Annotated in this window: 24 protein-coding genes; 14 read left to right on the forward strand and 10 right to left on the reverse strand. The window is 65.3% G+C overall.

Translation table 11 applies throughout. The features are described from left to right. Window positions 1-26 precede the first annotated feature (26 nt). From addB to FJ430_RS03085, 5 genes are all read left to right on the forward strand, one after another. Window positions 27-3,146 carry a double-strand break repair protein AddB gene (gene addB / locus FJ430_RS03065; protein ID WP_140708500.1) on the forward strand — a complete coding sequence of 1,040 codons (3,120 nt, stop codon included), beginning with the start codon at window positions 27-29 and terminating at the stop codon, window positions 3,144-3,146. Continuing rightward, a complete protein-coding gene (addA, locus tag FJ430_RS03070; protein WP_140708503.1) occupies window positions 3,143-6,655 on the forward strand; it encodes a double-strand break repair helicase AddA in 3,513 nt (1,170 codons plus the stop codon). The genes addB and addA overlap by 4 nt, the downstream gene beginning before the upstream one ends. Before the next feature lie 74 nt (window positions 6,656-6,729). Further along, a complete protein-coding gene (trxA, locus tag FJ430_RS03075) occupies window positions 6,730-7,053 on the forward strand; it encodes a thioredoxin (RefSeq protein WP_095767992.1) in 324 nt (107 codons plus the stop codon). Window positions 7,054-7,184: 131 nt separating this feature from the next. Next, complete coding sequence (locus FJ430_RS03080; protein ID WP_027166948.1) at window positions 7,185-7,466, forward strand: cupin domain-containing protein; 282 nt, start codon at window positions 7,185-7,187, stop codon at window positions 7,464-7,466. Between the two features lie 54 nt (window positions 7,467-7,520). Then, complete coding sequence (locus tag FJ430_RS03085) at window positions 7,521-8,285, forward strand: sulfite exporter TauE/SafE family protein (RefSeq protein ID WP_140708505.1); 765 nt, start codon at window positions 7,521-7,523, stop codon at window positions 8,283-8,285. A gap of 34 nt (window positions 8,286-8,319) precedes the next feature. Here the strand turns inward: FJ430_RS03085 and FJ430_RS03090 are convergent, their stop codons facing one another. The 6 genes from FJ430_RS03090 to FJ430_RS03115 form a co-directional block, all read right to left on the reverse strand. Further along, a complete protein-coding gene (locus tag FJ430_RS03090; protein ID WP_140708507.1) occupies window positions 8,320-8,739 on the reverse strand; it encodes a VOC family protein in 420 nt (139 codons plus the stop codon). Window positions 8,740-8,790: 51 nt separating this feature from the next. Beyond that, window positions 8,791-10,116: a bifunctional folylpolyglutamate synthase/dihydrofolate synthase gene (locus FJ430_RS03095; RefSeq protein ID WP_140708509.1), complete on the reverse strand. Its 1,326-nt coding sequence runs from the start codon at window positions 10,114-10,116 to the stop codon at window positions 8,791-8,793. 137 nt (window positions 10,117-10,253) lie between these two features. Continuing rightward, window positions 10,254-11,171, reverse strand: coding sequence for an acetyl-CoA carboxylase, carboxyltransferase subunit beta (gene accD, locus FJ430_RS03100; RefSeq protein WP_140708511.1), 918 nt, complete (start codon window positions 11,169-11,171; stop codon window positions 10,254-10,256). Between the two features lie 95 nt (window positions 11,172-11,266). Further along, window positions 11,267-12,106 (reverse strand): tryptophan synthase subunit alpha, encoded by an 840-nt coding sequence (gene trpA / locus FJ430_RS03105; protein ID WP_140708513.1) that lies wholly within the window; start codon window positions 12,104-12,106, stop codon window positions 11,267-11,269. Between the two features lie 2 nt (window positions 12,107-12,108). Then, on the reverse strand, window positions 12,109-13,329 hold the full coding sequence (gene trpB / locus FJ430_RS03110) for a tryptophan synthase subunit beta (protein ID WP_140641786.1): 1,221 nt from the start codon (window positions 13,327-13,329) through the stop codon (window positions 12,109-12,111). 27 nt (window positions 13,330-13,356) lie between these two features. Continuing rightward, complete coding sequence (locus tag FJ430_RS03115; protein ID WP_140708618.1) at window positions 13,357-14,016, reverse strand: phosphoribosylanthranilate isomerase; 660 nt, start codon at window positions 14,014-14,016, stop codon at window positions 13,357-13,359. Window positions 14,017-14,126: 110 nt separating this feature from the next. Here FJ430_RS03115 and FJ430_RS03120 point away from each other — a divergent pair, with 110 nt between their 5' ends. Next, the gene (locus FJ430_RS03120) at window positions 14,127-14,342 is read left to right on the forward strand and encodes a hypothetical protein (RefSeq protein ID WP_140708515.1); all 216 of its coding nucleotides are present in this window, start codon (window positions 14,127-14,129) and stop codon (window positions 14,340-14,342) included. A 254-nt stretch (window positions 14,343-14,596) separates the two neighbouring features. Here FJ430_RS03120 and FJ430_RS03125 read toward each other — a convergent pair whose 3' ends face one another. The 4 genes from FJ430_RS03125 to FJ430_RS03140 form a co-directional block, all read right to left on the reverse strand. Further along, window positions 14,597-15,355 carry a M48 family metallopeptidase gene (locus tag FJ430_RS03125; RefSeq protein ID WP_140641790.1) on the reverse strand — a complete coding sequence of 253 codons (759 nt, stop codon included), beginning with the start codon at window positions 15,353-15,355 and terminating at the stop codon, window positions 14,597-14,599. 120 nt (window positions 15,356-15,475) lie between these two features. Next, window positions 15,476-15,955: a DUF2852 domain-containing protein gene (locus FJ430_RS03130; protein ID WP_140708517.1), complete on the reverse strand. Its 480-nt coding sequence runs from the start codon at window positions 15,953-15,955 to the stop codon at window positions 15,476-15,478. Window positions 15,956-16,071: 116 nt separating this feature from the next. Beyond that, window positions 16,072-17,214: a benzoate/H(+) symporter BenE family transporter gene (locus tag FJ430_RS03135; protein WP_140708519.1), complete on the reverse strand. Its 1,143-nt coding sequence runs from the start codon at window positions 17,212-17,214 to the stop codon at window positions 16,072-16,074. Continuing rightward, window positions 17,214-17,987: an alpha/beta hydrolase gene (locus tag FJ430_RS03140; protein WP_140708521.1), complete on the reverse strand. Its 774-nt coding sequence runs from the start codon at window positions 17,985-17,987 to the stop codon at window positions 17,214-17,216. The genes FJ430_RS03135 and FJ430_RS03140 overlap by 1 nt, the downstream gene beginning before the upstream one ends. 213 nt (window positions 17,988-18,200) lie before the next feature. On the opposite strand from FJ430_RS03140, the gene infC reads away from it, so the two are divergent. The 8 genes from infC to FJ430_RS03180 all read left to right on the forward strand — a co-directional run bounded on the left by infC (window position 18,201) and on the right by FJ430_RS03180 (window position 25,359). Next, window positions 18,201-18,737 (forward strand): translation initiation factor IF-3, encoded by a 537-nt coding sequence (infC, locus tag FJ430_RS03145; RefSeq protein WP_095767981.1) that lies wholly within the window; start codon window positions 18,201-18,203, stop codon window positions 18,735-18,737. Window positions 18,738-18,936: 199 nt separating this feature from the next. Then, window positions 18,937-19,584 carry a methyltransferase family protein gene (locus FJ430_RS03150; RefSeq protein ID WP_140708523.1) on the forward strand — a complete coding sequence of 216 codons (648 nt, stop codon included), beginning with the start codon at window positions 18,937-18,939 and terminating at the stop codon, window positions 19,582-19,584. A 335-nt stretch (window positions 19,585-19,919) separates the two neighbouring features. Beyond that, window positions 19,920-20,123, forward strand: a complete 204-nt coding sequence (gene rpmI / locus FJ430_RS03155) for a 50S ribosomal protein L35 (RefSeq protein WP_027166935.1) — start codon at window positions 19,920-19,922, stop codon at window positions 20,121-20,123. A gap of 91 nt (window positions 20,124-20,214) precedes the next feature. Next, a complete protein-coding gene (gene rplT, locus FJ430_RS03160; protein WP_042637600.1) occupies window positions 20,215-20,616 on the forward strand; it encodes a 50S ribosomal protein L20 in 402 nt (133 codons plus the stop codon). 142 nt (window positions 20,617-20,758) lie between these two features. Then, window positions 20,759-21,856, forward strand: coding sequence for a phenylalanine--tRNA ligase subunit alpha (pheS, locus tag FJ430_RS03165; protein WP_140708525.1), 1,098 nt, complete (start codon window positions 20,759-20,761; stop codon window positions 21,854-21,856). Further along, window positions 21,853-22,305, forward strand: a complete 453-nt coding sequence (locus FJ430_RS03170; RefSeq protein ID WP_140708527.1) for a GFA family protein — start codon at window positions 21,853-21,855, stop codon at window positions 22,303-22,305. The genes pheS and FJ430_RS03170 overlap by 4 nt, the downstream gene beginning before the upstream one ends. After that, window positions 22,302-24,710 carry a phenylalanine--tRNA ligase subunit beta gene (gene pheT / locus FJ430_RS03175; protein ID WP_140708529.1) on the forward strand — a complete coding sequence of 803 codons (2,409 nt, stop codon included), beginning with the start codon at window positions 22,302-22,304 and terminating at the stop codon, window positions 24,708-24,710. The genes FJ430_RS03170 and pheT overlap by 4 nt, the downstream gene beginning before the upstream one ends. Before the next feature lie 46 nt (window positions 24,711-24,756). After that, on the forward strand, window positions 24,757-25,359 hold the full coding sequence (locus FJ430_RS03180; protein ID WP_140708531.1) for a nucleotidyltransferase family protein: 603 nt from the start codon (window positions 24,757-24,759) through the stop codon (window positions 25,357-25,359). Window positions 25,360-25,528: the final 169 nt, after the last annotated feature.

The raw sequence follows: 25,528 nt of genomic DNA on the forward strand, positions 1-25,528 counted from the left end.
ACGGGCGCACGGCGATCTAATGCGGTATGAGCGGCGCGCGCCGCGTCCTTTCCATTCCGTCCGGAGCGCCGTTCCTGCCGACGCTGGCTGGAGCGTTGCTCGATGGACGCCTGATCCCCGGCTTCCGCTTCGACGGCGATCCGCTGGCGCTTGCCGACGCCACCATCTATGTGCCGACGCGCCGTGCGGCGCGTGCGCTGCGCGGCGCCTTCGTCGACATGCTCGGCAGACGCTCGGCCATCCTGCCGACGGTGCGGCCGCTCGGCGAATTCGACGAGGACGAGGCCGCCTTCGACGCCGAGGCGGCGCCGGCCATCGAACTCGCGCCGCCGATCGCCGCGCAGGAGCGGCTGTTGTTGCTGGCGCCGCTGGTGCGGGCCTGGAAGGAAAGCCTCCCGGCGCATGTCAGAGCCCGGTTCAACGAGGAATTCGTCGTGCCGGCCTCGGCCGCCGACGCCATCTGGCTGGCGCGCGACCTTGCCCGGCTGATGGACGAGATCGAGACCGAAGGCACGGATTGGGCGAAGCTCGCGACGCTGGTGACCGGCAACCTCGCCGGCTGGTGGCAGGTGACGCTCGATTTCCTCGGCATCGTCACCGACAACTGGCCGGAATTGCTGAAGGAGCGCGACCGTTCCAATCCTGCCGCGCATCGCAGCGCGCTGATCCGGCTGGAGGCGGCGCGGCTGAAGCGCAATCCGCCGGCCGGGCCCGTCATCGCCGCCGGTTCGACCGGCTCCATTCCCGCCACCGCGGAACTGCTTGGCGTCATCGCCGGCCTGCCCAACGGCGCCGTCGTGCTGCCCGGGCTCGACCGCGAGCTGGACGACGCATCCTTCGCGGCGATCACGGCGCCTGGCGCGCGTCCGGCGACGCTCGGCCACCCGCAATACGGCCTCGCCAAGCTGATCGGAAGCATCGGCATTGCGCGCCGCGACGTCGAGGATATCGTCGCCGCGCCACCGCCGCTTGCGTTGCGCGCCGCCCTTGTCGGCGAGGCGCTGCGGCCGGCCGAAACCACCGAATACTGGACCGAGACGCGGCCGCGCTTCACGGCGCACGATGTCGAACCGGCGCTTGCCGGCGTGACGCTGGTGGAAGCGGCGAACGAACGCGACGAGGCGGCGGCAATCGCCATCGCGTTGAAGCGCGCGGTGGAGATCCCAGGCAAGCGCGCGGCGCTCGTCACCGGCGACCGGGCGCTGGCGCGACGGGTTTCGGCCGAGCTTTTGCGTTTCGGCGTCGTCGCCGACGATTCCGGCGGCGCGCCGCTCGTCAACACGCCGGCCGCCAGCCTGCTCAGGCTCGCGCTGAGCGCCGCCTTCCGGCCCGGCGATCCGGTAAGCCTCCTGTCATTGCTCAAGCATCCGCTGCTTGGACTCGGTCTCGAACGCCGGAGCGTGCGCAAGGCGGCCGAGCTCGTCGAACTGGTGGCGCTGCGCGGCGGCACGGGGCGCCCCGATGTCGCCTCGCTTGGCGCGCTTTTCGAGACACGACTCGCGGAGCTGAGCGGCGACGCCAGGCAGCCTTTCTGGTTTTCGCGCCTGACCGTGCGCGGCATCGAGCAGGCGCACGGCATGCTTAGCCGCCTTACCAAGGCGCTCTCGCCGCTCAACGCGATGCGCGACGAGAAGGACGCCGACATCGCGACGCTGACGCGCGCGAGCGTTGTCGCGCTGGAGGATTTGGGCCGCGCGGCTGATGGCGGTCTGGCGGAACTCTATGCCGGCGACGCCGGCGAAAAACTCGCCGAGCTGTTGCGCGGGCTGGTGGCGGCGTCCTCGCCCTTCACCTTCGCCGCTTCGGAATGGCCCGACGTGATGGAAGCGCTGATCGCGCCGGAGACGGTGAAGCCGGCGCAAGGCACCGACCGCAACATCGCCATCTGGGGCGCGCTGGAAGCCCGATTGCAGAACGTCGACACGCTGGTCATCGGCGGGCTCAATGAAGGTGTCTGGCCGCGCAAACCCGAGAGCGACCGCTTCATGTCGCGGCTGATGAAGACCGGCATCGACCTCGAACCGCCGGAACGGCGCATTGGCCTTGCCGCGCATGATTTCCAGATGGCGATGGGCGCGAGCGAAGTGGTGCTGACGCGTTCGGCACGTTCGGGCGACGCGCCGGCGGTGCCGTCGCGCTGGCTGCAGCGCATCCTGACCTTCATCGGCAAGGAGCCGGCGGCAGCACTTCGCGGGCGCGGCGACGCGCTGCTTGCCTGGGCGCGCGCGCTCGATGCCGGCGAGAAGAAGGATTTTGCCGCCCGCCCGCAGCCGAAGCCGCCGCTCAGCATGCGCCCGCAGCATTTCTCGGTCACCGAGATCGAGACGCTGCGCCGCGACCCCTACGCGGTCTACGCACGGCGCATCCTTGGCCTGATGCCGCTGGAGCCGCTTATCCGCGATCCGGGCGCCGCCGAACGCGGCACATTGTTCCACGAAATCCTGCATTTGTTTTCGCGCCGCGTCGAAGACCCCCGGGCACCAAACGCGCTGCAAAGCCTCATCGAAGCGGGTCGTGTCTGCTTTGCCGAGGCAAAGCTTCCGGCGGATATCGAGGCGATCTGGTGGCCGCGCTTCGAAAAGCTCGCCGAAAACATCATCGAATGGGAGCATGGCCGCGCCGATGCGGTGGCGAGGCGCTATGCCGAGGAACGCGCGGAGAAGACAGTGGTCGGCCGCACCGGCGTGACGCTTTCCGGCTATGCCGACCGCGTCGACCTGCTTGCCGGCGGCATGGCCGACATCCTCGACTACAAGACCGGCTCCTCACCCTCGAAAGCGCAGGCGCACACGCTGCTGTCGCCGCAGCTTGCGTTGGAGGGCGCGCTGCTGAGACGCGGCGCCTTCAAGGAACTCGGCATTCGCGAGCCCTCGCAACTCGCCTTCGTGCGGCTGAAACCGAATGGCGAGGTGTTCGAGGAATCGATCCTCGAATACAACCGCAAGCCCCGTACCGCCAACGACCTTTCCGAGGAAGCCTGGGCGCGGCTGGAGCGGCTGCTTTTCCATTATGCCGATCCGACCGCCGGCTATCTGTCGCGCGCCCTGCCATTCCGCGAGGGCGAAGCCGACGGCGACTACGACCATCTGGCGCGTGTGCTCGAATGGTCGGCCGGCGGCGCCAGCGAAGACGAGGCGGACGGATGAAATATCCGATCCCCTCCGATACCGCGGCCATCCAGGCGCGCGCCTCAGATCCGGCCTATTCCGCCTGGGTGTCGGCAAATGCCGGCTCGGGCAAGACGCATGTGCTGGCGCAGCGCGTCATCCGGCTCCTGCTCAACGGCACCGACCCATCGAAGATCCTGTGCCTCACCTATACGCGGGCCGCCGCCGCCAACATGTCGAACCGTGTGTTCTCGACCCTGTCAGAATGGACGGCGCTGCCCGATGCGGAACTTGGCGTGCGGATCGCGGCGCTGGACGGCCGCGGCGCCGACCGCGACACGATGCGGCGCGCGCGGCGATTGTTCGCCGAGGCGCTCGAGACGCCGGGCGGGCTGAAGATCCAGACCATCCACGCCTTCTGCGAATCGGTGCTGCACCGGTTCCCGCTCGAAGCCAATATCCCGGCGCATTTCGAGATGCTCGATCCGCAGATGGAGGCCTCACTGTTTGGCGACGCTCGTCGAGACATGATTTCGGGGGCGGGCGCCGGCGTCGAAGGCCTGGCGGAGGCCTTCGCCACCGTGCTGGAACGCGGCGGCGAGTTCGGGCTCGACACGCTGCTTGGCGAAATCGTCGGCAAGCGCGACGAATTGCGCGATTTCATCGCCAAGCTCGGCAGGGATCGGGATTTCCGGCCGTTGTTCGCCGAATTCGGTTTCAGGCCCGGACAGACGGCCGAGGGCATCGCCGCTTCGCTGTGGCCGCTGCCTGGCTTCGCCCCCGGCCAATTCGCCGAATTCGCGCAGGCCGCCGAAACCGCCGACGCGCGGCAGGTGCTGAACAATGTCATCCCCTATGCACGGGGCGCCTTCGCCGAAACCGACCCGATCCGCCGGCTGCGGCTGCTGGCAAAGGCCTTCCTGAAGGCCGACGGCGACCCCTATGAGCCGCCCAAGATCTTCAAGAAGGCGCTGGTCGACCGGCTGCCGGACTTGGCCGATCGCTATCTGGCCGCGGCCAAGGCGATCCTCGAGGTAACCGACCGGCTGGCGCTGTTCCGCATGCTGGAAGGGACAGCGGCGGCGCTCACCGTCGCCGGCTGGCTGATCGCGCGCTACGAGCAGTTGAAGCGCGGGCGGGGTTTTCTCGACTTCAACGATCTGATCACACGCACGGTCGGTCTCTTGTCGCGGCCGGATGCCGGACCGTGGGTGCAGTTCAAGCTCGACCAGGGCATCGACCACATCCTGCTCGACGAGGCGCAGGACACCAGCCCCGACCAGTGGGAAGTGGTGAAGAAACTGACGGAAGACTTCTTTGCCGGGCTTGGCCAGCGCGAAACGGTGCGCCGAACTGTCTTTGCCGTCGGCGACGAGAAGCAGTCGATCTACTCCTTCCAGGGAGCAGCACCCGATTCCTTCGCCGAAAGCCGGCTGTTGTTCGCCGGCCGCGTGCGCGGCGCCGAAGCCGCCTTCGCCAATCTCAAGCTCACCTGGTCGTTCCGTTCGAGCGACGACGTGCTGGCCGCCGTCGACCGGGTCTTCGCCGAGCCGGGTGTCTGGCGCGGCATCAGCCACGATCCCGATCCGCTGAGCCACAAGGCGATCCGCAATGATGCGCCGGGCTATGTCGAGGTGTGGCCTTCGATCGGCGCCGAAATGGTCGAGGAGCCCGACGATTGGATCTTGCCGGTCAACCATGCCAGCGCGCCGGCCGTGCGCGTGGCCGAGCATGTGGCCGCGACGATCCAGACCTGGCTGCGCAGCGGCGAGGTGATCGAAGGCAAGGGCAAGAAACTGACCGCCGGCGACATCCTCGTCCTGGTGCGCAAGCGCGACCGCTTCGTCCATGCGCTGTCGCGCAGCCTGAAGAACCGGCAAATCCCGGTTGCCGGCGCCGACAGGCTGAGCCTGCCCGGCCATATAGCCATCCAGGACCTGATCGCGCTTGGACATTTCCTGATCCAGCCGGAAGACGATCTTTCGTTGGCCGCGGTGCTGCGCAGTCCGATCTTCGAGGTCTCCGAGGAGACGTTGCTGGCGTTCGCTGGCTCGAGGCCGAAAGGCCAGTCGCTGATCGCTTCGCTGCGGCACCAAGCGGCGGAAGATGTCGCGCTCACCGCTGTCGTTAGCCGGCTCGACGCCTGGGCGAGCGAAGTGGCGTTCAAGCCGGTGTTCGAATTCTATGCCGCGGTGCTGGCGCGTGACGGCCTGCGCCGCAAGATGACGGCGCGGCTGGGGCCCGAAGCCGGCGATATCCTGGACGAATTCCTGAGTTTCTGCCTGGCCGAGGAACGCACTGGCCTGCCGGGGCTGGAGTCCTTCCTGTCGACGCTGGAAAATGCCGGTCCCGAGATCAAGCGCGAGATGGACCAGACGCGCGACGAGGTCCGCGTCATGACCGTGCACGCCGCCAAGGGCCTGGAGGCGCCGGTGGTTTTCCTGGTCGACGGCGGCTCGGCGCCGTTCAGCGACCAGCATCTGCCGCGGCTGATGCCGTTCGAGGGCTCGGGCGCGCACTGGAAGGGCAAGGGCTATCTGTGGCGCTCGGCCAGCGATGTCGCCAATGGCGTCTCAAAGGCGGCTTCGATCCGGGCGCGCGAACTGGCGGACGACGAATACCGACGGCTGCTCTATGTCGGCATGACGCGCGCCGAGGACCGGCTGATCGTCTGCGGCTATCACGGCAAGCGTCAGCCCAGCCCCGGCACGTGGCATTCGATCGTCAGCCGCGCGTTGCTTGGTGCGCCGGAAAGCGAGGAGCGCCGGCATCCGGCAACGAACGATGTGGCCGTGCACCGCTTCCACATGACCAAATTGCCGCCGGTGGCGCTGACCGGCGTCGACAAGGCGGGGTTGTTCGAGCATACCGCGCCATTGCCGGACGGCCTGTTCCGGCCGCTGCCGCCCTATGAGGAGCTGCCGCGGCCGCTTTCGCCTTCCGGCGCCTCGGCGCTGATCGACGAGGCGAAAGACACCGCGCCCGACACACGCTCGCCGGTACTCGATGCCGCCGCCGAGCCCGGCTTTGCGGTGATGCGCGGCCTGGCCGTGCACAAATTGCTGCAGATGCTGCCCGGGATCGCTGAAGATGAAAGGCGCGGCGCGGCGGAGCGCTATCTGGCACGCGCCGGTGTCGATTGGCCGGAAAGCGAGCGCGACCGGACGCTGGAAGCGGTGCTGTCGATCCTGTCCGACAATCATTTCGCGGCGTTGTTCTCGCAATCCTCGCGCGCGGAAGTCGCGGTGATGGGCAGCCTGGAGGTGAAAGGCAAGCTGCGCTCGATCTCCGGCAAGATCGACCGGCTGGCCGTCACGCCGGAAAAGGTTTCAATCGTCGACTACAAGACCAATCGCCCGGCGCCCACGAGTCTGGCCGAAGTGCCGCCCGCCTATGTGCTGCAGCTTGCGCTTTACCGGGCGCTGCTCCAGCCGCTCTATCCGGGCCGCGAAGTAACGGCCGCGCTGCTGTTCACCGAGGCGCCGGGGCTGATCGAGCTGCCGGCGGCGGCCATGGACGACGCCCTTGCCCGACTCACGGCAGCGTGACACAAGAACTGCTTGAACATCGCCGCCACAACCACCACATTTGGTGCAACCCGAGTTTTCGAAAGGATTTCAGCATGGCCACCGTCAAGGTCGACAAGGGCAATTTCCAGGCCGATGTGCTCAACGCCAAGGAGCCGGTCGTGGTGGATTTCTGGGCGGAATGGTGTGGCCCCTGCAAGATGATCGCCCCGGCGCTGGAAGACATCGCCAACGAGCTCGGCGCGAAGATCAAGGTCGCCAAGCTCAACATCGATGAGAATCCCGAGCTAGCCGCGCAGTACGGCGTGCGCTCGATCCCGACGCTGATGATCTTCAAGGGTGGCGAAGTGGCCGACATGAAGGTGGGCGCCGCGCCGAAGACCGCGCTGTCGCACTGGATCAACGGCAGCCTCGCCTGAGCCAATCCGAAAAGTTCAAGAACGAGCCCGGCCAATCGCGCCGGGCTTTTCTTTGGCGTCATCGCTCGACGCGCTCTGGCCCTCGCACGCAGGCACGTCATACTCTCTGCTTCAGAAAAAAGGAGAGCGCCATGACCGGAACAGCCAAGGCCACAGTGCACGTCGACAACGAGCGCGTCATCGTCACCGAATACCGCTTCGCGCCGGGCGCCAACACCGGCTGGCACCGCCATGGCCACGACTATGTCGTCGTGCCGCTGATGGACGGCAAGGTGAAGCTGGTGACCAAGGACGGCGAGTCCTTTGCCGAGATGAAGCAAGGCGCGCCCTATTTCCGGCGGGAAGGCGTCGAGCACGACGTCATCAACGCCAATGACGGCGAGTATGCTTTCATCGAGATCGAGCTGAAGTAGGCCGGCCGTGGTTGCCGGCTTGCACGGTTCCATTTCGGCCCCGTGCGGGATGTCGTGACTGTAGCATCTCTCCTCGCCTTTGCCGGTTTTGCGGCGGTGGCCGCATATGTCCAGACCCTGACAGGCTTCGCCTTCGGCCTGGTGATGATGGGCGCGATTACGCTTGTCGGCTTGCTGCCGCTGCCCGACGCAGCCGCAATGGTCGGCATGCTGACCCTGGTCAACGCCACGCAGATGCTGATCCAGGGCGGCTGGCGCGAGATTGCCCGCCGGGAGCTGCGGCTTATCCTGGTAGCAAGCCTGCCTTCGCTGCTCTTGGGGTATGCCCTGTTGGAATGGCTGGCGGACACGCGGGCCGACCTGCTGAAAATCGGACTCGGCCTGGTCATCATGGTGTCCAGCCTGCAACTGGCCATCAGGCCCGCCGGCTTGGCAAAACGGTCGTCGGATGCGAGTTTCGTCGGCTTCGGTGTCGTTTCGGGCCTGATGAGTGGGCTGTTTGCGACCGGCGGCCCACCGCTCGTTTATCATCTCTTTCGCCAGCCAATGGCGCACGTACGTGTCCGTGAAACGCTCGTCACCGCCTTCGGTGCCGCGCAGGTGGTCCGGCTCATCCTGGTGATGGCAAGCGGCAACCTCCCGACTATGTCGCCTGTCGCGCTCGTCCTCGCCATACCGGCCGTAATGCTGATGACCTATGCCGCGCGCCGCTGGCCACCGTCATTGTCGCAAGGGACGATGCGAAAGATCGTCTTTGTTCTGCTTTTCCTGTCAGGGCTCTCGCTGGCGCTGCCCGCCGCGATGCATCTTGCCGTCTAAGTTCAATTGCTCACGCCGGCGATGCATAGCTCCATCACCAGTCGGCGATGCGGTCGCCGCCGGCGAATTGCGCGCTCTTGGCGGTGTATTCGAACAGCTCGATCTTCACGCCGTTGGGATCGGCGATCCAGGCCTGGAACGTGTCGTCGCAGGCAAGCTTCTTTGGCGTCACCGCGACGCCTTTCGACCGGATGTGAGCGATCGCCGCATCGATGTCTTCCACCTCAAGGCAGAAGTGGTTGATCTGGTTTGCGTCGCTGTAGCTGGCTTCACTTTTCTCGAACACCTCGACGTGGCTGCGGCCACTGCAATCGAGGTAGAAGCCGAAGATCTTGCCGTCACGCAGGAAATTGAACCGCGTGTCCATGCCGAGCACGTCACGATAGAAGCGGCGCGTCTCCTCCAAGTCATGCGCGAAGATGCAGACATGGGCAAGCTGCTTCACCTTGATCATGGCCGGTTCCTTTCGACCCCCGCCGAAATCCAACACGCCATGCTGATCGCTTCAGGTCGGCGGCGTGCCGTTCTCGGCCAGCACGGCGCCGGCGAAATAGAGCGAGCCGCCGATCAGGATGCGCGGTGCCGGGCCGTCCCAACTGTCACGCAACAGCATCAGCGCGCTGGCGACGGAGCTGACCGGCTCGGCCGACAGCCCGGCCTCTGCGGCACGCAGGGCCAGCTCATCATTCGGCACGCCGGCGTCGCTGTTGTTCACCGGCACGGTATAGACATGGCGGGCCAGCCCCTTGAAGGCGCTGAAATAGCCCGTCTGGTCCTTGGTGTTGATCATGCCGGAGATCAGGACCAGCGGCCTCGGGTTCTTTTCCTCCTGCTCGGCCAGCGCCTCGGCGATGACGATGCCGGCGCCTGGATTGTGGCCGCCGTCCAGCCAGATCTCGGCGCCCTTCGGCGCCAGGTCGACGAGCTTGCCCTGCGTCAGCTTCTGCATGCGCGCCGGCCAGGCGACTTGGGTCATCGCCCGCTCGGCGGCGCGGTGGCCGATCTCGAAGCCGGCCGCCTTGACGGCGGCGATCGCCGCGGCGGCGTTGGCGTATTGATGGCGCCCCGGCAGGCGCGGCGAGGGCAGGTCCATCAGCCCGTCCCCGTCCTGATAGACCATGCGGCCGTTCTCCTCGAAAGCGAGGAAATCCTGGCCATAGACCACGGTCGGGCAATCCAGCCGCTCGGCCGTCTCGATCAGCACCTGAAGCGCGGTGTCGCTTTCCTGGGCGCCGATCACCACCGGGCAGCCGTGCTTCATGATGCCGGCCTTTTCGGCGGCGATCAGCTCGACGCGGTCGCCGAGATAGGCCTCGTGGTCCATCGAGATCGGCATGATCACCGAAACCGCCGGCCGCTTGATGACATTGGTGGCGTCGAAGCGGCCGCCGAGGCCGACCTCGATGATCGCCGCCTCCGCCGGGTGCTCCGAAAACAGGATGAAGGTGACGGCGGTGAGGATCTCGAAGACGGTGATCTTCTGGCCGCCATTGGCCTCGGCGACACGCGCGATGGCCTCGGCGAAGATATCGTCATCGACGAGCTTGCCGCCGCCTTCGTCCGCCAGCCGGTAGCGTTCGTGCCAGTTCACCAGATGCGGCGAGGTGTGGACGTGAACGAGATGGCCGGCCGCCTCCAGCAGCGCGCGCGAGAAGGCGGCGCAGGAGCCCTTGCCGTTGGTGCCGGCGATGTGGATGACCGGCGGCAGCCGGTCCTGCGGATTGCCGAGGCGCTCGAGAAGCCGCGTGACACGGTCCAGCGAAAGGTCGAAGCCTTTCGGATGCAGCGTCATCAGATGTTCGATTTCGCGTTCGGCGGAAAGCGTTGTCATGATGGAATCCTAGCGCACGGTCCCGAAACCGGGAATCGGTTTCAGAACGGCCATGCGCAAATCAGAGGCTACAGCACGCAACGGGCGGCGCAAATCGCGGTTCGCGGCGAGCGATGTCGCGTCGGGCCGATATCGCGTCAGGCTTGCGGCCGCGCCTCGGCATTGACCACCGCCGGCGGCAGGATCTCCGGCTTCTCGGCCTCCGGCATCTTGAGCAGCATCTTCAAGAGCTGGGAAATGGTCCGGCGCATCTCGAGGCGCGAGACGACCATGTCGACCATGCCGTGTTCCATCAGATACTCGGCGCGCTGAAAACCATCGGGCAGCTTTTCGCGGATGGTCTGCTCGATGACGCGCGGGCCGGCAAAGCCGATCAGCGCGCCGGGCTCGGCGATCTGGACGTCGCCCAGCATGGCGTAGGAGGCGGTGACGCCGCCGGTGGTCGGGTTGGTCAGCACGACGATATAGGGCAGGCCGGCTTCCTTCAGCCGGTCGACGCCGACCGTTGTGCGCGGCAATTGCATCAGCGACAGGATGCCTTCCTGCATGCGGGCGCCGCCGGAGGCGGCGAACAGGATCAGCGGCCGTTTGCGCTGCAGCGCGACCTCGAAGGCATGCACGATGGCTTCGCCGGCGGCCATGCCGAGCGAGCCGCCCATGAAGGCGAAATCCTGCACGGTGACGATGACCGGCAGGCCGTCGATGGTGCCGGCGCCGTTGAGGATCGCGTCCTCGAGGCTGGTCTTGGCCTTCGCCTCCTTCAGGCGATCGGTGTAGCGCTTCTCGTCGCGGAACTTCAGCGGATCGAGGACGACCTTGGGGTTTTCCAACACCTCGTATTTGCCGTCGTCGAAGAAGTATTTCAGCCGCTCCTTGGCCGAGATCTTCATGTGGTGGCCGGAAGCCGGGATGACGAACTGGTTGGATTCGAGATCCTTGTGGAAGATCATCTCGCCGGTCTCGGGATCCTTGATCCAGAGGTTTTCCGGCATGTCAGTGCGCCGGCCGAGCATCGAATTGATCTTCGGGCGGACGTAATTGGTGATCCAGTTCATGGCTTCGGCTCCTGTCCTGGAAAGAACTTCAAGCTATTCCAGGAAAAGTCTGTGGCGGTTTTCCGGCCGGAATTGCTCAAGAACAAATAGTCAGGCTATTCGGCGGCGGCAAGGCGGGCCGAGCGGACGCCCTGGGCAAGGCCGCTGACCAAAGTGGCGACGGCCTCGGCCGGATCGGCGGTTTTCTCGCCCTTCGGTCCAAGCACATTGGCTATCGCGTTGACGATCGCCGTACCGACGACGACGCCATCAGCCGAGGCGCCGATGACACGCGCCTGCTCGGCGGTCTTGACGCCGAAGCCGACGCAGACCGGCAGCGCCGTATGGCCCTTGATGCGGGTGACAGCCGCCGAGACCTTGCCGGTGTCGGCCAAGGCCGAGCCCGTGATGCCCGTCATCGAGACGTAATAGACGAAGCCGGAGGTGTTTTCCAAAACCTTGGGCAGGCGCTTGTCGTCGGTGGTCGGGGTCGCCAGCCGGATGAAGTTGACGCCGGCTTTCAGCGCCGGAATGCAAAGCTCCTCATCCATCTCCGGCGGCAGGTCGACGACGATCAGGCCGTCGATGCCGCTCGCCTTGGCATCCGCGAGGAAGCGGTCGACGCCATAGATGTAGATCGGATTGTAGTAGCCCATCAGCACGATCGGCGTCTCGTCGTCGCCGGCGCGGAATTCGGACGCCAGCTTCAGCGTCTTGGCCAGCGTCTGGCCGCCCTTCAGCGCTCGAAGACCGGCCGCCTGGATCGCCGGGCCATCGGCCATCGGATCGGAGAAGGGCATGCCGAGCTCGATGACGTCGCTGCCGGCGCCCGGCAGCGCCTTCATGATGGCCAAGGCGGTATCGTAGTCCGGGTCGCCGCCCATGAAATAGGTGACCAAAGCCGGGCGGCCTTCGGCTTTGAGCTTGGCCATGCGGCGGTCGATGCGGGTGGTCATTGTCAGATCTCCATGCCCAGCATGTTCGCCACCGTGTGCACGTCCTTGTCGCCGCGGCCGGACAAATTGACGATGACGATCTGGTCCTTGTCCATCTTGGGCACGATCTTCATCGCGTGGGCGATGGCATGCGCCGATTCCAGCGCCGGGATGATGCCTTCGACCCGGGTGGTGAGCTGGAAGGCTTCCAGCGCCTCGTCGTCGAGGATCGGCTCATACTGGACGCGGCCGGAATCGCGCAGCCAGGAATGCTCGGGGCCGACGCCCGGATAGTCGAGGCCGGCCGAGATCGAGTGGCCGTCGAGGATCTGGCCGTCCGAGTTCTGCAACAGATAGGTGCGGTTGCCATGCAGCACGCCTGGCTTGCCGGCATTCATCGAGGCGCAATGCTCGATGCCGTCGAGACCGCGCCCGCCTGCTTCGATGCCGATGATGCGCACATCCTTGTCGTCGAGGAAGGGATGGAACAGGCCGATGGCGTTGGAGCCGCCGCCGACGGCGGCGATGATGACATCGGGCAACCGGCCTTCCTGCTCCAGCATCTGGGCGCGGGCTTCCGTGCCGATCACAGACTGGAAGTCGCGCACCAGCTCCGGATAGGGATGCGGGCCGGCGGCGGTGCCGATCAGGTAGTAAGTGTCCTCGACATTGGTGACCCAGTCGCGCAGCGCCTCGTTCATGGCATCCTTCAGCGTGCCGTGGCCGGCGGTGACCGGCCGCACCTCGGCGCCGAGCAGCTTCATGCGGAAGACGTTGGGGCTCTGGCGGGCGACGTCGGTGGCGCCCATGTAGACGACGCACGGATAGCCGAAGCGCGCGGCGACGGTTGCCGAAGCCACGCCGTGCTGGCCCGCACCCGTCTCGGCGATGATGCGTTTCTTACCCATGCGCTTGGCGAGCAGGATCTGGCCGAGGCAATTGTTGATCTTGTGCGAGCCGGTGTGGTTGAGGTCCTCGCGCTTGAAATAGACCTTGGCGCCGCCGAGATGCTTCGTCAGCCCTTCGGCGAAATAGAGCTTTGATGGCCGCCCGGCATAATGGGTCGACAGGTTCTGCAATTCGGCCTTGAACTCTGGATCGTTCTTGACCTCGTTCCAGTTCCTTTCCAGATCGAGGATCAGCGGCATCAGCGTTTCGGCGACGAAACGACCGCCGAAAATGCCGAACATGCCCTGCTCGTCGGGGCCGGTGCGGAAGGAATTGGGCATTGCCGGCTTGTTCATCGCCGATCTCCTAGTGTGAATTGTGCTTCAGGCGGCGCGGTCGTCGCGCGCGGCCCTGACGGCCCGGAAAAACTGCTCGATCAGCGCCGGATCCTTGACGCCCGGAGCGCTTTCCACGCCGGACGAAACGTCTATTCCGGGCGGATTGGCCTGTCTCAGGGCATCGCCGACATTGGCGGCGTTTAGCCCACCGGAAAGCATGTAATCGAGCCCGGCGTCAAGGCCGGCAAGGACGCGCCAGTCGAAGGCGACGCCGTTGCCGCCCGGAAGCTGCGATCCCTTCGGCGGCTTGGCGTCGAACATGAGACGATCGGCAATCCCGACGAACGGCTTTATCCGCTCGAGGTCGGCTGCCTCGCTGACGGAAAACACCTTCATGACCGGCAGGCCATAGCGGGCCTTGAGCTCCGCCACGCGCCCGGGCGTTTCCGAGCCGTGCAGTTGCAGCATGTCCGGCTGCATCTTGGCGACGATCTCGTCGAGGAAGGCATCGTCGGCATCGACAGTGACGGCGACCGCCTTGGCCTTGCCGCGCGCCGCTTCGCGCAGGCGCCCGGCCTCAGCGGGCTCGACATAGCGCGGGCTCTTGGCGAAGAAAATAAAGCCGACATGGCTGGCGCCGCCGGCAAGCGCGGCGGTCATCGCGGCGTCGGTCTTCAATCCGCAGATCTTGATGTCGAGCGTCATGGCGCGGGATTGGCACGAAACGGCCAAAGAGTCGAGAAAAAGCATGCTGTTGCCGGTTCTGCGGAAAACACTACGTTGATATAGGAACCACAGGCGGGAGAACGATAAGCATGGCCGACCGGACCGTCGCCGAACTCAAGCAGAAGATCGCGCAGGCGCGCGAGGTGATCGCGCATCTGATGGACAAGGCCGCCTATAACGGCGCCGAAGCGCACCGGGCGCTGGAGTATTTCAGCAGCGACGCGTTCGATCGGAATTTCCTGCCCTGGCCGCATTCCGAGGAAGGACTGCGGCCGGAGGAACTGAATGCGGCGAATGACGATTGAAACTGCTTATGCCGTGAACCCGGCAAGCGTCGGCGGGACAGCGCCCCCGTCTGTCCTGCCGGACATCTCCCCCACGAGGGGGGAGATTGGATTTAACGCCGGCTTTCGCCAATCACCAACATTACAGAAAGAGCGAGGCGCCCGAGCTGCTGATCTCCCTCCTTGTGGGGGAGATGCCCGGCAGGGCAGAGGGGGGCGCGAAGGAACTCGGCGTCTAGATGTTGCGCGCGCATCCGCGCGCAACATCAGAGTAGCTACTCGAACACAATCGCCTGCAACGCCCCACCATTCCGCTTCAGCCAGTCCTTGCAGCGGTCGGTGTCGGGGCAGAGCTTCTCGCACAGTTTCCAGAATTTCGGGCCGTGGTTCATCTCTTTCAGATGCGCCACCTCATGCGCCACCAGGTAGTTTATCACCGCCGGCGGCGCCATCATGATGCGCCACGAGAAGGAGAGATTGCCCTCCGAGGTGCATGACCCCCAGCGGCTGGAGGTATCCTTATACCTTATCGCCTTGGCGCGCTTGCCGATCGCCTCGGTGTGCTTCACCACCAGCTTCTCGATCTCCTTCTTGGCCTCGCGCTTGAGGTAATCGGCGATGCGGCGCGGCAGGTGGATGCGCTCGCCATGGACGATCAGGAGCGGGCCGCGCTCGTCGCGCGCGACGGTGACGGTGCCGCGCCTCGAAGACTCATGCACGATACGGTGCGGCACGCCGCGGATCGGGATCCTGATGCCCGGGCGCACCTGCGGCCTCGTCGGCACCTTGGCCAGCCGCTGTTCCAGCCAGTCCTGATGGCGGTCGAGGAATTTCTCCACCTCGCCCCGGCGCAGGCCCGGCGGCACGGTGACGCGCAGGCCCTGGCCGCCCGAATCGATGCGCAGCGTGAGCCGCCGGGCTCTGGCGCTTTCGACGATTTTCAGCGGCAGTGTGCGGCCGGCGACGCAATGTTCGCGCTCCACGACAGGCGTGGGCTTTGGCTTGGTCAGATTGCGAAAGAAGCCGAGGGTCATGGCTGGACGATACGCGATTCGAAAAAAACGGCCAGTGGAGGGAAGGCACATGGAGAACAAAAAAGAAACGGCGCCGCTCGCGCGACGCCGTTTTATCAGCCTAAGACCTGTCGCCGGATCTTAGTCGTCGAGCAGGGTCGTGCCCTTGCCGCGCTTGGGAGCGGTCTTGTCGGTCGAGCCGGTGGTGGTCGGCGCGGTCGACTTGTTGCGGTTCGCCATGAAGCGGTCGAACTCGTCCTGGTCCTTGGCGCGGCGCAGTTCGCGGGCGTAGTCATCGAACTCGGTCAGCATCTCGTCGAGCTTGCGGCGCTCCTCGGCGAGGCGCTCGAGTTCCTTCTCGCGCCAGTCGTCGAAGGCGACGTTGCCGGTGCGGGCCGAGCCGTGGCCCCAGCGGGCCGCCTTGTCGGAACCGCGGCGGCAGCCGGCGAAGATGCCGTCCGTGGCGCGGTTGACGTCGCGCTTGAAGCCTTCCAACCGATCGCCCCAGATGATGTAGGCGAGCATGGCGAAGCCGAGCGGCCAGAACACCATGAAGCCGATGACCATCAGCGCGATGGTGGCCGGCGTCCAGGCCGGACGGATCAATGCACTTGTGTTCATTTTCTCCCAATCCTTCCATTGGAGACAGCCAAACCGGCTGCGTGGAATCGAAATGGGAAGGCGAAATCGGCTATTCAAGGCAAACCCGGCCAAAACCGGCGAAGCACCTGAAATGATTATCGCTTTTTGAGCTTCTCGAGGAAAAGCACTGCCATTCCGGCGACCAGCCCCCAAAATGCGGCGCCGACGCCGAAGAGCGTGAGCCCCGAAGCCGTCACGGCGAAGGTGACGGTGGCCGGCATGCGTTCGGCCTCGTCCTTCAGCGCGATCGACAGCGCGTTGGCCAAGGGCGCCGTCAAGGCGAGCCCCGCGACCAGCACGATCAGGCTTTGCGGCAGGACGGCGAAGATCGCCACGAGCGAGGCGCCGAAGATCGCGAAGATGAGATAGGCGAGCGCGTAGAACGGCCCGGTCTTCCAGCGCTCGGCCGGGTCGGGATGGACATCGGGACCGGTGCAGATGGCGGCCGAGATCGCCGCAAGATTGGTGGTAGCGGCGCCGAACGGCGCCGAGAGCAGCGAAAACAGACCGGTGACGCCGATCAGCGGACCGGGCTCCGGATGATAGCCCGCGGCGCGCAGCACGGCGAGGCCGGAAAGGTTCTGGGATGCCATGGTGACCAGATAGAGCGGCAGGGCAAGGCCGATGATCGCCGAGGCGGTGAATTGCGGCGCAATGAACGTCAATGTCGACAGTTCCGGCGCCGGCAGGCTGCCGACGCGGCCAGTAAGGAAAGCGGCGAGGCCGCCGCCGATCAGCACCACCAGCACCGATAAGGCCGGGTTGAACAGGCGGATGACGAAGAAGGCGGCGATCAAGGGCAGGATCAGCCAAGGGTCGGCTGGAATGGCCTTCACCGCATTGACGGCGAAGCTCACCAGGATGCCGGCCAGCATGCCGGACGCGACCGAGGCCGGGATCTTCGCGATCAGCCGGGTCAGCGGTCCGAACAGGCCGGTGGCGACCAAAAGGATGCCGGTGACGATGAAGGCGCCGACGGCCTGCGGCATGGTAAAACCGCTGGAGGCCGCGATCAGCGCCAGGCCGGGCGTCGACCATGCGGTGATCACCGGCATCTTGGTGCGCCAGGATAGCCACAGACATTCCACGACCATGGCCAGGCAGATCGCCGTCACGCCGCTTGCGGTCTCGATCTGCGTGGCGCCGACCGCCTTGGCGGCGGCGATGACGAGGGCCAGCGTGCCGCCGAAGCCGACGATCGCCGCGACGAAGGCGGATATCGGGATGGAGATGCGCATTATCCCGCGGCCCGCTTGACCATGTCGCCTACGGCTCGCTTGAGCATATCGAGATCCTCGGGGCGGGACAGGCGATGGTCGCCGTCCGGGATCAGCGACAGCGTCACGTCGTCGGCGGGCAGCATCGCGGCCAGCTTCAGCGCATGGCCCGAAGGCACGTCCGGATCGGCCAGGCCCTGCAGGATGTGCACCGGGCAATGGGTGTCGATCGGCCCCGTCATCACCCGGTTGGCGCGGCCATCCTCGATCAGCGCGCGCGTGTAGATGTAAGGCTCGTCCGAATAGTCGGACGGCTCGGCGAAGAAGCCTTTTTCCTCGAGATCGCGGCGCTGCGCGTCGGTCAGCACCGGCTCGATCAGCTCGATGGTGAAATCAGGCGCCGGGGCGAGCAGAACGAGGCCGGCAACCCTCGTGTCGCCCGCCTTGCGCAGCTCCTGCGCCATGCGCAGCGCGATCCACGCCCCCATCGAGGAGCCGACCAGTATCTGCTTGCCCTGGCTGAACCGGCGAAAGACGGCAAGGCTCTCGGCCAGCCATCTGGAGATCGTGCCGTCGGCGAACGCGCCGCCCGATTCGCCATGGCCGGAATAGTCGTGGCGCAGACAGGCACGACCTTCGCTCGTGGCCCAGGCGGCAAGCGTCTCCGCCTTCGTGCCCAGCATGTCGGACTTGTAGCCGCCCAGCCAGACCACGCCGGGCGCCGCGCCAGGCGCCTGCCTGACGGCGATGTCCGATCCGTCCACATCGATGAAAACCGGAGCGCTGGCGGCCATGAGCTTGTCCTCTCGGCCGGTCTTTTGGCACAGGCGGTGGTTCAACGAAAAGTGCTCGCGGCATTTCTTTGCTTGGTGCAGACAATTGCCAGTCGGCAGGTGATTTTCCGGCGGGGCTATGCTATTGACTCACGCCCCGCGCTCACCACATAGGCGCGTCCACCTATTTTTGTCTAAAGAACCCAGAACGAAACGGCCGAGGAGACCACGACCATTCGCAGACCTTTCAAAGCAGCGGCACCCACCAAGGACGGGCCGCGCTCCAACCGAGACATCCGGGTGCCCCGGGTCCAGCTTATCGACGCCGACGGCCAGAACCGAGGCGATGTTTCCATCAACGACGCATTGCTGCTGGCCGAAGAGGCCGGGCTCGATCTGGTCGAGATATCGCCCAACGCGGTACCGCCGGTCGTCAAGATCCTCGATCTCGGCAAGCTGAAATACGCCAACCAGAAGAAGGCGGCCGAAGCGCGCAAGAACCAGAAGGTCATCGAGATCAAGGAGATCAAGATGCGCCCGAACATCGACAGCCATGACTACGAGACCAAGATGAAGGCCGTGCGGCGCTTCTTCGAGGAAGGCGACAAGGTCAAGCTGACGCTACGCTTCCGCGGCCGCGAGATGGCGCATATGGAACTCGGCATGCAGCTTCTGAACAAGGTGCGCGAGGAAGTTGCGACGATCGCCAAGGTCGAGGCGGAGCCGAAGCTCGAAGGCCGTCAGATGATGATGGTGCTGGCGCCGCGCTGACCGGGAAAGGCGCGGCCGTCAAAGCGTCGCGTCTATCACGGTTTCGAGAGTTGCCGGGCTCTTCGTATCCCGCTCTAAAATCCGCCCGAATTGCCGGGCACGGCGTCCCGGCGATCGGCGGGGCGCTGTTTTCCATCCGATCGCGAACAAATCGATGATCGGGTTTCCCGATCGCGAGCAAAATGCGATCGGATGGGTCATGGTCGATGAAATGAAGGTCCCGGCCGACAACCAGAATGAAGGGTTGGGCGGCTACCAGCACATGCGCCGGATCGTGCTGGCGGTGCTGATCGTGGTGCTGTTCTGCGCATTGCTGTTCGGCCAATCGAGCTTTCCGCCCGAGACCTCGATGCATGAGTCGATCGAGATGTTCGGCGTGCTTCTGATCTTCCTCGGCATCGTCGGGCGGCTGTGGTCGACGCTCTATATCGGCGGGCGCAAGTCGGCCGAAGTGGTCACCGGCGGGCCTTATTCGATCACCCGCAACCCGCTCTACCTGTTTTCGACGGTTGCTGCCGCCGGCGTCGGCGCGCAGATCGGCTCGTTCAGCGGCATCGTCCTGTTTTCGCTGCTCTGCGCCGGCGCCTTCCACATCGTCATCCTGCGCGAGGAGCGGTATCTCAAGGAAGTGCTCGGCGCGCCCTACCAGGCCTATCTCGCCAGGGTGCCGCGCTTCTTCCCGAACCTTTCGCTCTACCAGGAAGGCGACACCGGCAGCTTCAAGCCCCGCCTGCTCTTGAACACGCTGCTCGACGGGCTGGTGTTCCTTGTCGCGCTGCCGGCCTTCGAACTGATCGACGGCATGCAGCAGTCGGGGATGCTGCCGGTGTGGTTCACGCTGCCGTAGGAACGGTGATCTTCAGGTGAGGTCGGCCTGCAAATGGCGGCTTCCTGCGCTTCCGGTGCTCACGTACGAAAAGTACGCTCCGCTCCGGTTCTCGGAACCCACCATTTTCGACTCGGCCTGACCTGAATCTCAACCGTTCCCGCCGGCGCACGGCGAGGACAGCGCGTCGCATGGCTTCAGGTGTTGCGCACCGGCCCTGTTTGATCTATAGGACCGCCGTTCCAAGAAAACCGCCCGGCAGGGCATGCCGTGGCGGTTTCATTTGCTTTTCGGGCTTTGGTCGGCCCGAAGCGAAAAAGAAGCGCGATGGTGCGCCACCAATACGGAGTAGCAAAATGCCCAAGATGAAGACCAAATCGGCCGCCAAGAAGCGGTTCAAGATTACTGCCACCGGCAAGGTGCTGTCGGCTGCCGCCGGCAAGCGCCACGGCATGATCAAGCGTTCCAACAAGTTCATTCGCGATGCCCGCGGCACGATGGTTCTGGCTGAACCGGACGGCAAGAAGGTCATCAAGAATTTTCTGCCGAACGGCCTCTGAGCATTCGGCCTGGACGCATTTGTTTGACGCAATTCCGAACGGAAAACCGCTAGACACTTTTCCTGGAATTGCTTTTTAAGGAGATCATGACATGGCACGCGTAAAGAGAGGCGTCACCGCCCACGCCAAGCACAAGAAGGTTTTGAAGGCCGCCAAAGGTTTCTACGGCCGCCGCAAGAACACCATCCGCATCGCCAAGCAGGCGGTGGAAAAGTCGCTGCAGTACGCCTACCGCGACCGCAAGAACCGCAAGCGCTCGTTCCGCGCGCTGTGGATCCAGCGCATCAACGCCGCGACGCACGAGCACGGCCTGACCTATGGCCGCTTCATCGACGGCCTCAACAAGGCCGGCATCGAGATCGACCGCAAGGTTCTTTCGGACATGGCCATCCACGAGCCGCAGGCTTTCGCCGCGCTGGTCGCGAAGGCCAAGGTCGCGCTCGAATATCTGAAGAACACCACGCCGAATGCTTTTGAGAGCGCTGTCGCCTAAGCCAGCGCTTCCCAAGCATTTTTAGTACTGATTTGGGGAACCCGCGCTGGCACGGCTGGCGCGGGTTCTTTTTTGCGCCTGACCTGTCACGTTTAAAGTGATTTTCACCTTTAGCGTGATTTCCAACGAAGCGAGTTTGACCGTGAACGACGCAACTACCGGCTTGGATACACTTGAAAATTCCCTTCTAGCCGAAATCGCGGCCGCGGCCGACGAGCCGGCGATTGAGGCGGTGCGCGTCTCGGCGCTGGGCAAGAAGGGCTCGGTTTCCGAAATGCTGAAGACGCTCGGCGCGATGAGCGCCGAGGAGCGCCAGGTGAAGGGCCCGGCGATCAACGGCCTGAAGAACCGCGTCACCGAGGCGCTCGCCGCGCGCAAGGCGGAGCTCAAGGATGTGGCAATCGCCGCCCGGCTCGCTGCCGAGAAGGTCGATGTCACGCTCCCCGTTCGCCAGTCGCCGGCCGAGCGTGGCCGCATCCATCCGATCAGCCAGGTGATCGACGAGATCGCGGCGATCTTCGGCGATCTCGGCTTCGCCATCGCCGAAGGCCCCGATATCGAGACCGACTACTACAATTTCACCGCGCTGAATTTCCCCGAGGGGCATCCGGCGCGCGAAATGCACGACACCTTCTTCTTCCAGCCGGACGAGAAGGGCGAGCGCAAACTGTTGCGCACACACACCTCGCCCGTGCAGATCCGCACCATGGAGCGGCAGAAGCCGCCGATCCGCATCGTCATCCCCGGCAAGACCTACCGGCAGGATTCCGACGCCACCCACTCGCCTATGTTCCATCAGGTCGAGGGGCTGGTGGTCGACAAGTCGGCCAATATTGCCAACATGAAGTGGGTGCTGGAGGAGTTCTGCAAGGCCTTCTTCGAGGTGCCGTCGGTCAAGATGCGCTTCCGCCCGTCCTTCTTCCCGTTCACCGAACCCAGCCTCGAGGTCGACATCCAGTGCGACCGCTCGCGTCCCGGCGAAGTGCGCTTCGGCGAAGGCACCGACTGGATGGAGATCCTGGGTTGCGGCATGGTTCACCCCAACGTGCTGCGCGCCGGCGGGCTCGATCCCGACGAGTATCAGGGCTTTGCCTGGGGCATGGGCATCGACCGCATCGCCATGCTGAAATACGGCATGCCGGATCTGCGCGCCTTCTTCGACGCCGACGTGCGCTGGCTTTCGCATTACGGCTTCAGGCCGCTCGACCTGCCGACGCTGTTCGGGGGATTGTCGACATGACCGCACCCCACACCGGGGGTTGCCGCTGCGGCGCCGTGCGGTTCGAGGCTTCGGCCGAGCCGCACCACATCAGCTATTGCCATTGCGGCGATTGCCGGCGCGCCACGGGCGCGCCGGTGTCGGCCTTTGTCGGCTTCATGGCCGACAAGGTCGCGCTCAACGGCAAATCGCTGAAAAGCTACCGCAACGGTCCGGTGGAGCGCTCGTTCTGCGGCATCTGCGGCTCGCCGATCGCCTATATCGACCAACGGCTCGACAACCAGATCTATTTCATGCTCGGCGCCATGGACATGCCGGCTTATTTCAAGCCGACGCTGCATGCCTATGTGCGTGAGCAGCTGCCCTTCCTGCACATGCCGGACGATCTGCCCAGACATCTGAAGACCAGCGTGCCCCGCCCCAACCAACAAGGGTCGGACGGGCAAGGACCAAACGGAACAGAACCATGAAATTCACCCTCTCCTGGCTCAAGGACCATCTCGAGACCGACGCCTCTCTGGCCGAAATCGTCGAGCGGTTGACCGCGATCGGCCTCGAAGTCGAGCATGTCGACGACAAGGCCGGCCTGAAGCCCTTCGTCATCGCCAAGGTGCTGACTGCGGTGCAGCATCCCGACGCCGACCGGTTGCGCGTGCTGACCGTCGACACCGGCGACGGCAAGCCGCCGGTGCAGGTCGTGTGCGGCGCGCCCAACGCCCGCGCAGGCCTGATCGGCGCCTTCGCGGCGCCCGGCACCTATGTTCCCGGCATCGACGTGACGCTCTCGGTCGGCAAGATCCGCGGCGTCGAAAGCCACGGCATGATGTGCTCGGAGCGCGAGCTGGAAATCTCCGACGAGCATAACGGCATCATCGATTTGCCGCAGGACGCGCCGGTCGGCACCAGCTTCGCGGCCTACGCGCATCTCGACGATCCGGTGATCGAGATCAACCTGACGCCGAACCGGCCGGACGCGACCAGCGTCTACGGCATCGCGCGCGACCTCGCGGCGAGCGGGCTTGGCCGGCTCACCGGTGGCGGGATCATGCCGCATGCCGGCGATGGCCTGTGCCCGGTCAAGGTCACGATCGAGGCGCCTGAGCTCTGCCCCGGCTTCGCGCTGACGCTGGTGAAGGGCGTCAAGAACGGCCCGTCGCCGAAATGGCTGCAGCAGCGGCTGATCGCCATCGGGCTTCGCCCGATCAGCGCTCTTGTCGACATCACCAACTACGTCACCTTCGACCGCGGCCGGCCGCTGCATGTCTTCGATGCCGCCAAGGTCGCCGGCAACCTCGTGGTGCGCCGCGCCAAGGACGGCGAGACGGTGCTGGCGCTGGACGGGCGCGAATACACGCTGACGCCGGAGATGTGCGTGATCGCCGACGACAATGGCGTGGAATCGATCGCCGGCATCATGGGCGGCGAGCATTCGGGCTGCGACGAGAACACCACCGACGTGCTGATCGAATCGGCGCTCTGGGATCCGATCACCACGGCCCGCACCGGTCGCGCGCTCGGCATCATCAGCGATGCGCGCTACCGCTTCGAGCGCGGCGTGGACCCGGAATTCATGGTGCCGGGCGTGGAGCTGGCGATCAAGCTGGTGCTCGATTTCTGCGGCGGCACGCCTTCTGAAATCGAGGTTGCCGGCTATGCCGGCCACAAGCCGAAGATCGTCTCGTTCCCGCTGTCGGAAGTGAAACGGCTGACCGGCATCGAGGTGCCGAGAGAGGAAGCCCTCGGCATCCTGACCCGGCTCGGCTTCGAGCCGAAAGGACTGAGCGACGTCGTCAAAGTGGAGGTGCCGTCCTGGCGCCCGGATGTCGACGGCAAGGCCGACCTGGTCGAGGAGGTGATGCGCATCCATGGCGTCGACAACATCGCGCCGCAGCCGCTGACCTCGCATGACGCCGTCAACGGCAGGATCCTGACCACGCTGCAGGTGCGCACCCGCGCGGCCAAGCGCGCGCTGGCCGTGCGCGGCATGATGGAGGCCGTCACCTGGTCGTTCATCCCGGCAAAGCATGCCGAGCTGTTCGGCGGCGGCCAGACGGGGCTCAAGCTCGCCAACCCGATCGCCGCCGACATGTCCGACATGCGGCCGTCGCTGCTGCCCGGCCTGATCGCGGCCGCGCAGCGCAATGCCGACCGCGGCATCGGCGACGTGGCGCTGTTCGAGGTCTCCGGCACCTATGAAGGCGATGCGCCCGAACAGCAGCGGCGCGTCGCCGCTGGTGTGCGGCGCGGCACCGCCAAGCTCGACGGTTCGGGGCGCAGCTGGGCCGGCAATGCCGGGCCGGTCGGGGTGTTCGATGCCAAGGCGGACGCGATCGCGGCGCTCGAGGCCTGCGGCGCGCCGGTCGACCGGCTGCAGATCGAGCCGGGTGGTCCCGCCTGGTATCATCCCGGGCGCTCGGGTACGATCAAGCTCGGCCCCAAGACTGTGCTCGGCACCTTCGGCGAATTCCATCCGAAGACGCTGGACGGGCTGGACGTGTCCGGTCCGCTCTGCGGCTTCGAGGTTTTCGTCGACGCCGTGCCGGAGCCGAAGGCCAAGCCGACGCGCACCAAGCCGAAGCTGGAACTCTCGCCCTTCCAGGCTGTGAAGCGCGATTTCGCCTTTGTCGTCGACCGGACGGTCGAGGCCGGCACGCTGGTGCGTGCGGCTTTAGCCGCCGACAAGAAGCTGGTCACCGGCGTTTCGGTGTTCGACGTGTTCGAAGGCGCCTCGCTGGGGGCGGCCAAGAAGTCGATCGCCATCGAAGTGTCGATCCAGCCGGTCGAAAAGACGCTGACCGACGAGGATTTCGAGGCGCTGGCAAAGCGCATCGTCGAGAACGTCAACAAGCAGACGGGCGGCGTGCTGCGGACCTAAAGAATTCAGAATTGCGGAGCGATGGCGAATCGCCCTCCAAAGGGCGATGGACCATCTCCGCTATTCCGGCCTTTCCTTCGAAGAACAGCGCGCGGCCTTCCTCGCCATCGTCGCGGCCGATCCAGTGCTCAGCGACACGCTGCCGCGGGTTCGTGAGCTTGCGCTGCCGGATTGGCTGGTGGTTTCCGGCGCGCTCTACAACAGCGTCTGGAACCATCTGACCGGCAAGCCGCCTGGATACGGCATCAAGGATGTCGACCTGTTCTATTTCGACGACGCCGATTTGTCCTACGAGGCAGAGGATGCGGTGATCCGCCGGGCGGCGAAGCATTTCGCGGGGTTGGCTCTGCCGGTCGAGGTGCGCAACCAGGCGCGGGTGCATCTGTGGTATCCGCAGAAATTCGGGCAGGAGTGCCCGCGCTATGCGAGCGCGAGCGAGCCGGTGAGCTATTTTGCCTCGAAGACGCATGCGGTCGGGGTGCGGTTCGGACGGGACGGTGCGTTGGAGCTGGTGGCGCCATTCGGGCTCGACGACATTTTTTCGTTTCGGATTACGCCGAACAGGGTGCTGGACAATCAGCGGACGCATGAAGCCAAGGGGAAAAGGGCGCGGGACTACTGGCCGGAGATTGGTGTGGTGGCGTGGTAGGGGCACAGAGATAAGATAGGTCGGCGCGAGGCCCCCCTCTCTGTCCTGCCGGACATCTCCCCCTCAAGGGGGGAGATCAGATGTCGCGCCGGCTTTCGCCAATCGCCAACATTGCAAGGAGAAGCGAGGCGTCTGAACTGCCAATCTCCCCCCTCGAGGGGGAGATGTC

The sequence above is a fragment of the Mesorhizobium sp. B2-8-5 genome (assembly GCF_006440675.2).
GTDB lineage: Bacteria > Pseudomonadota > Alphaproteobacteria > Rhizobiales > Rhizobiaceae > Mesorhizobium.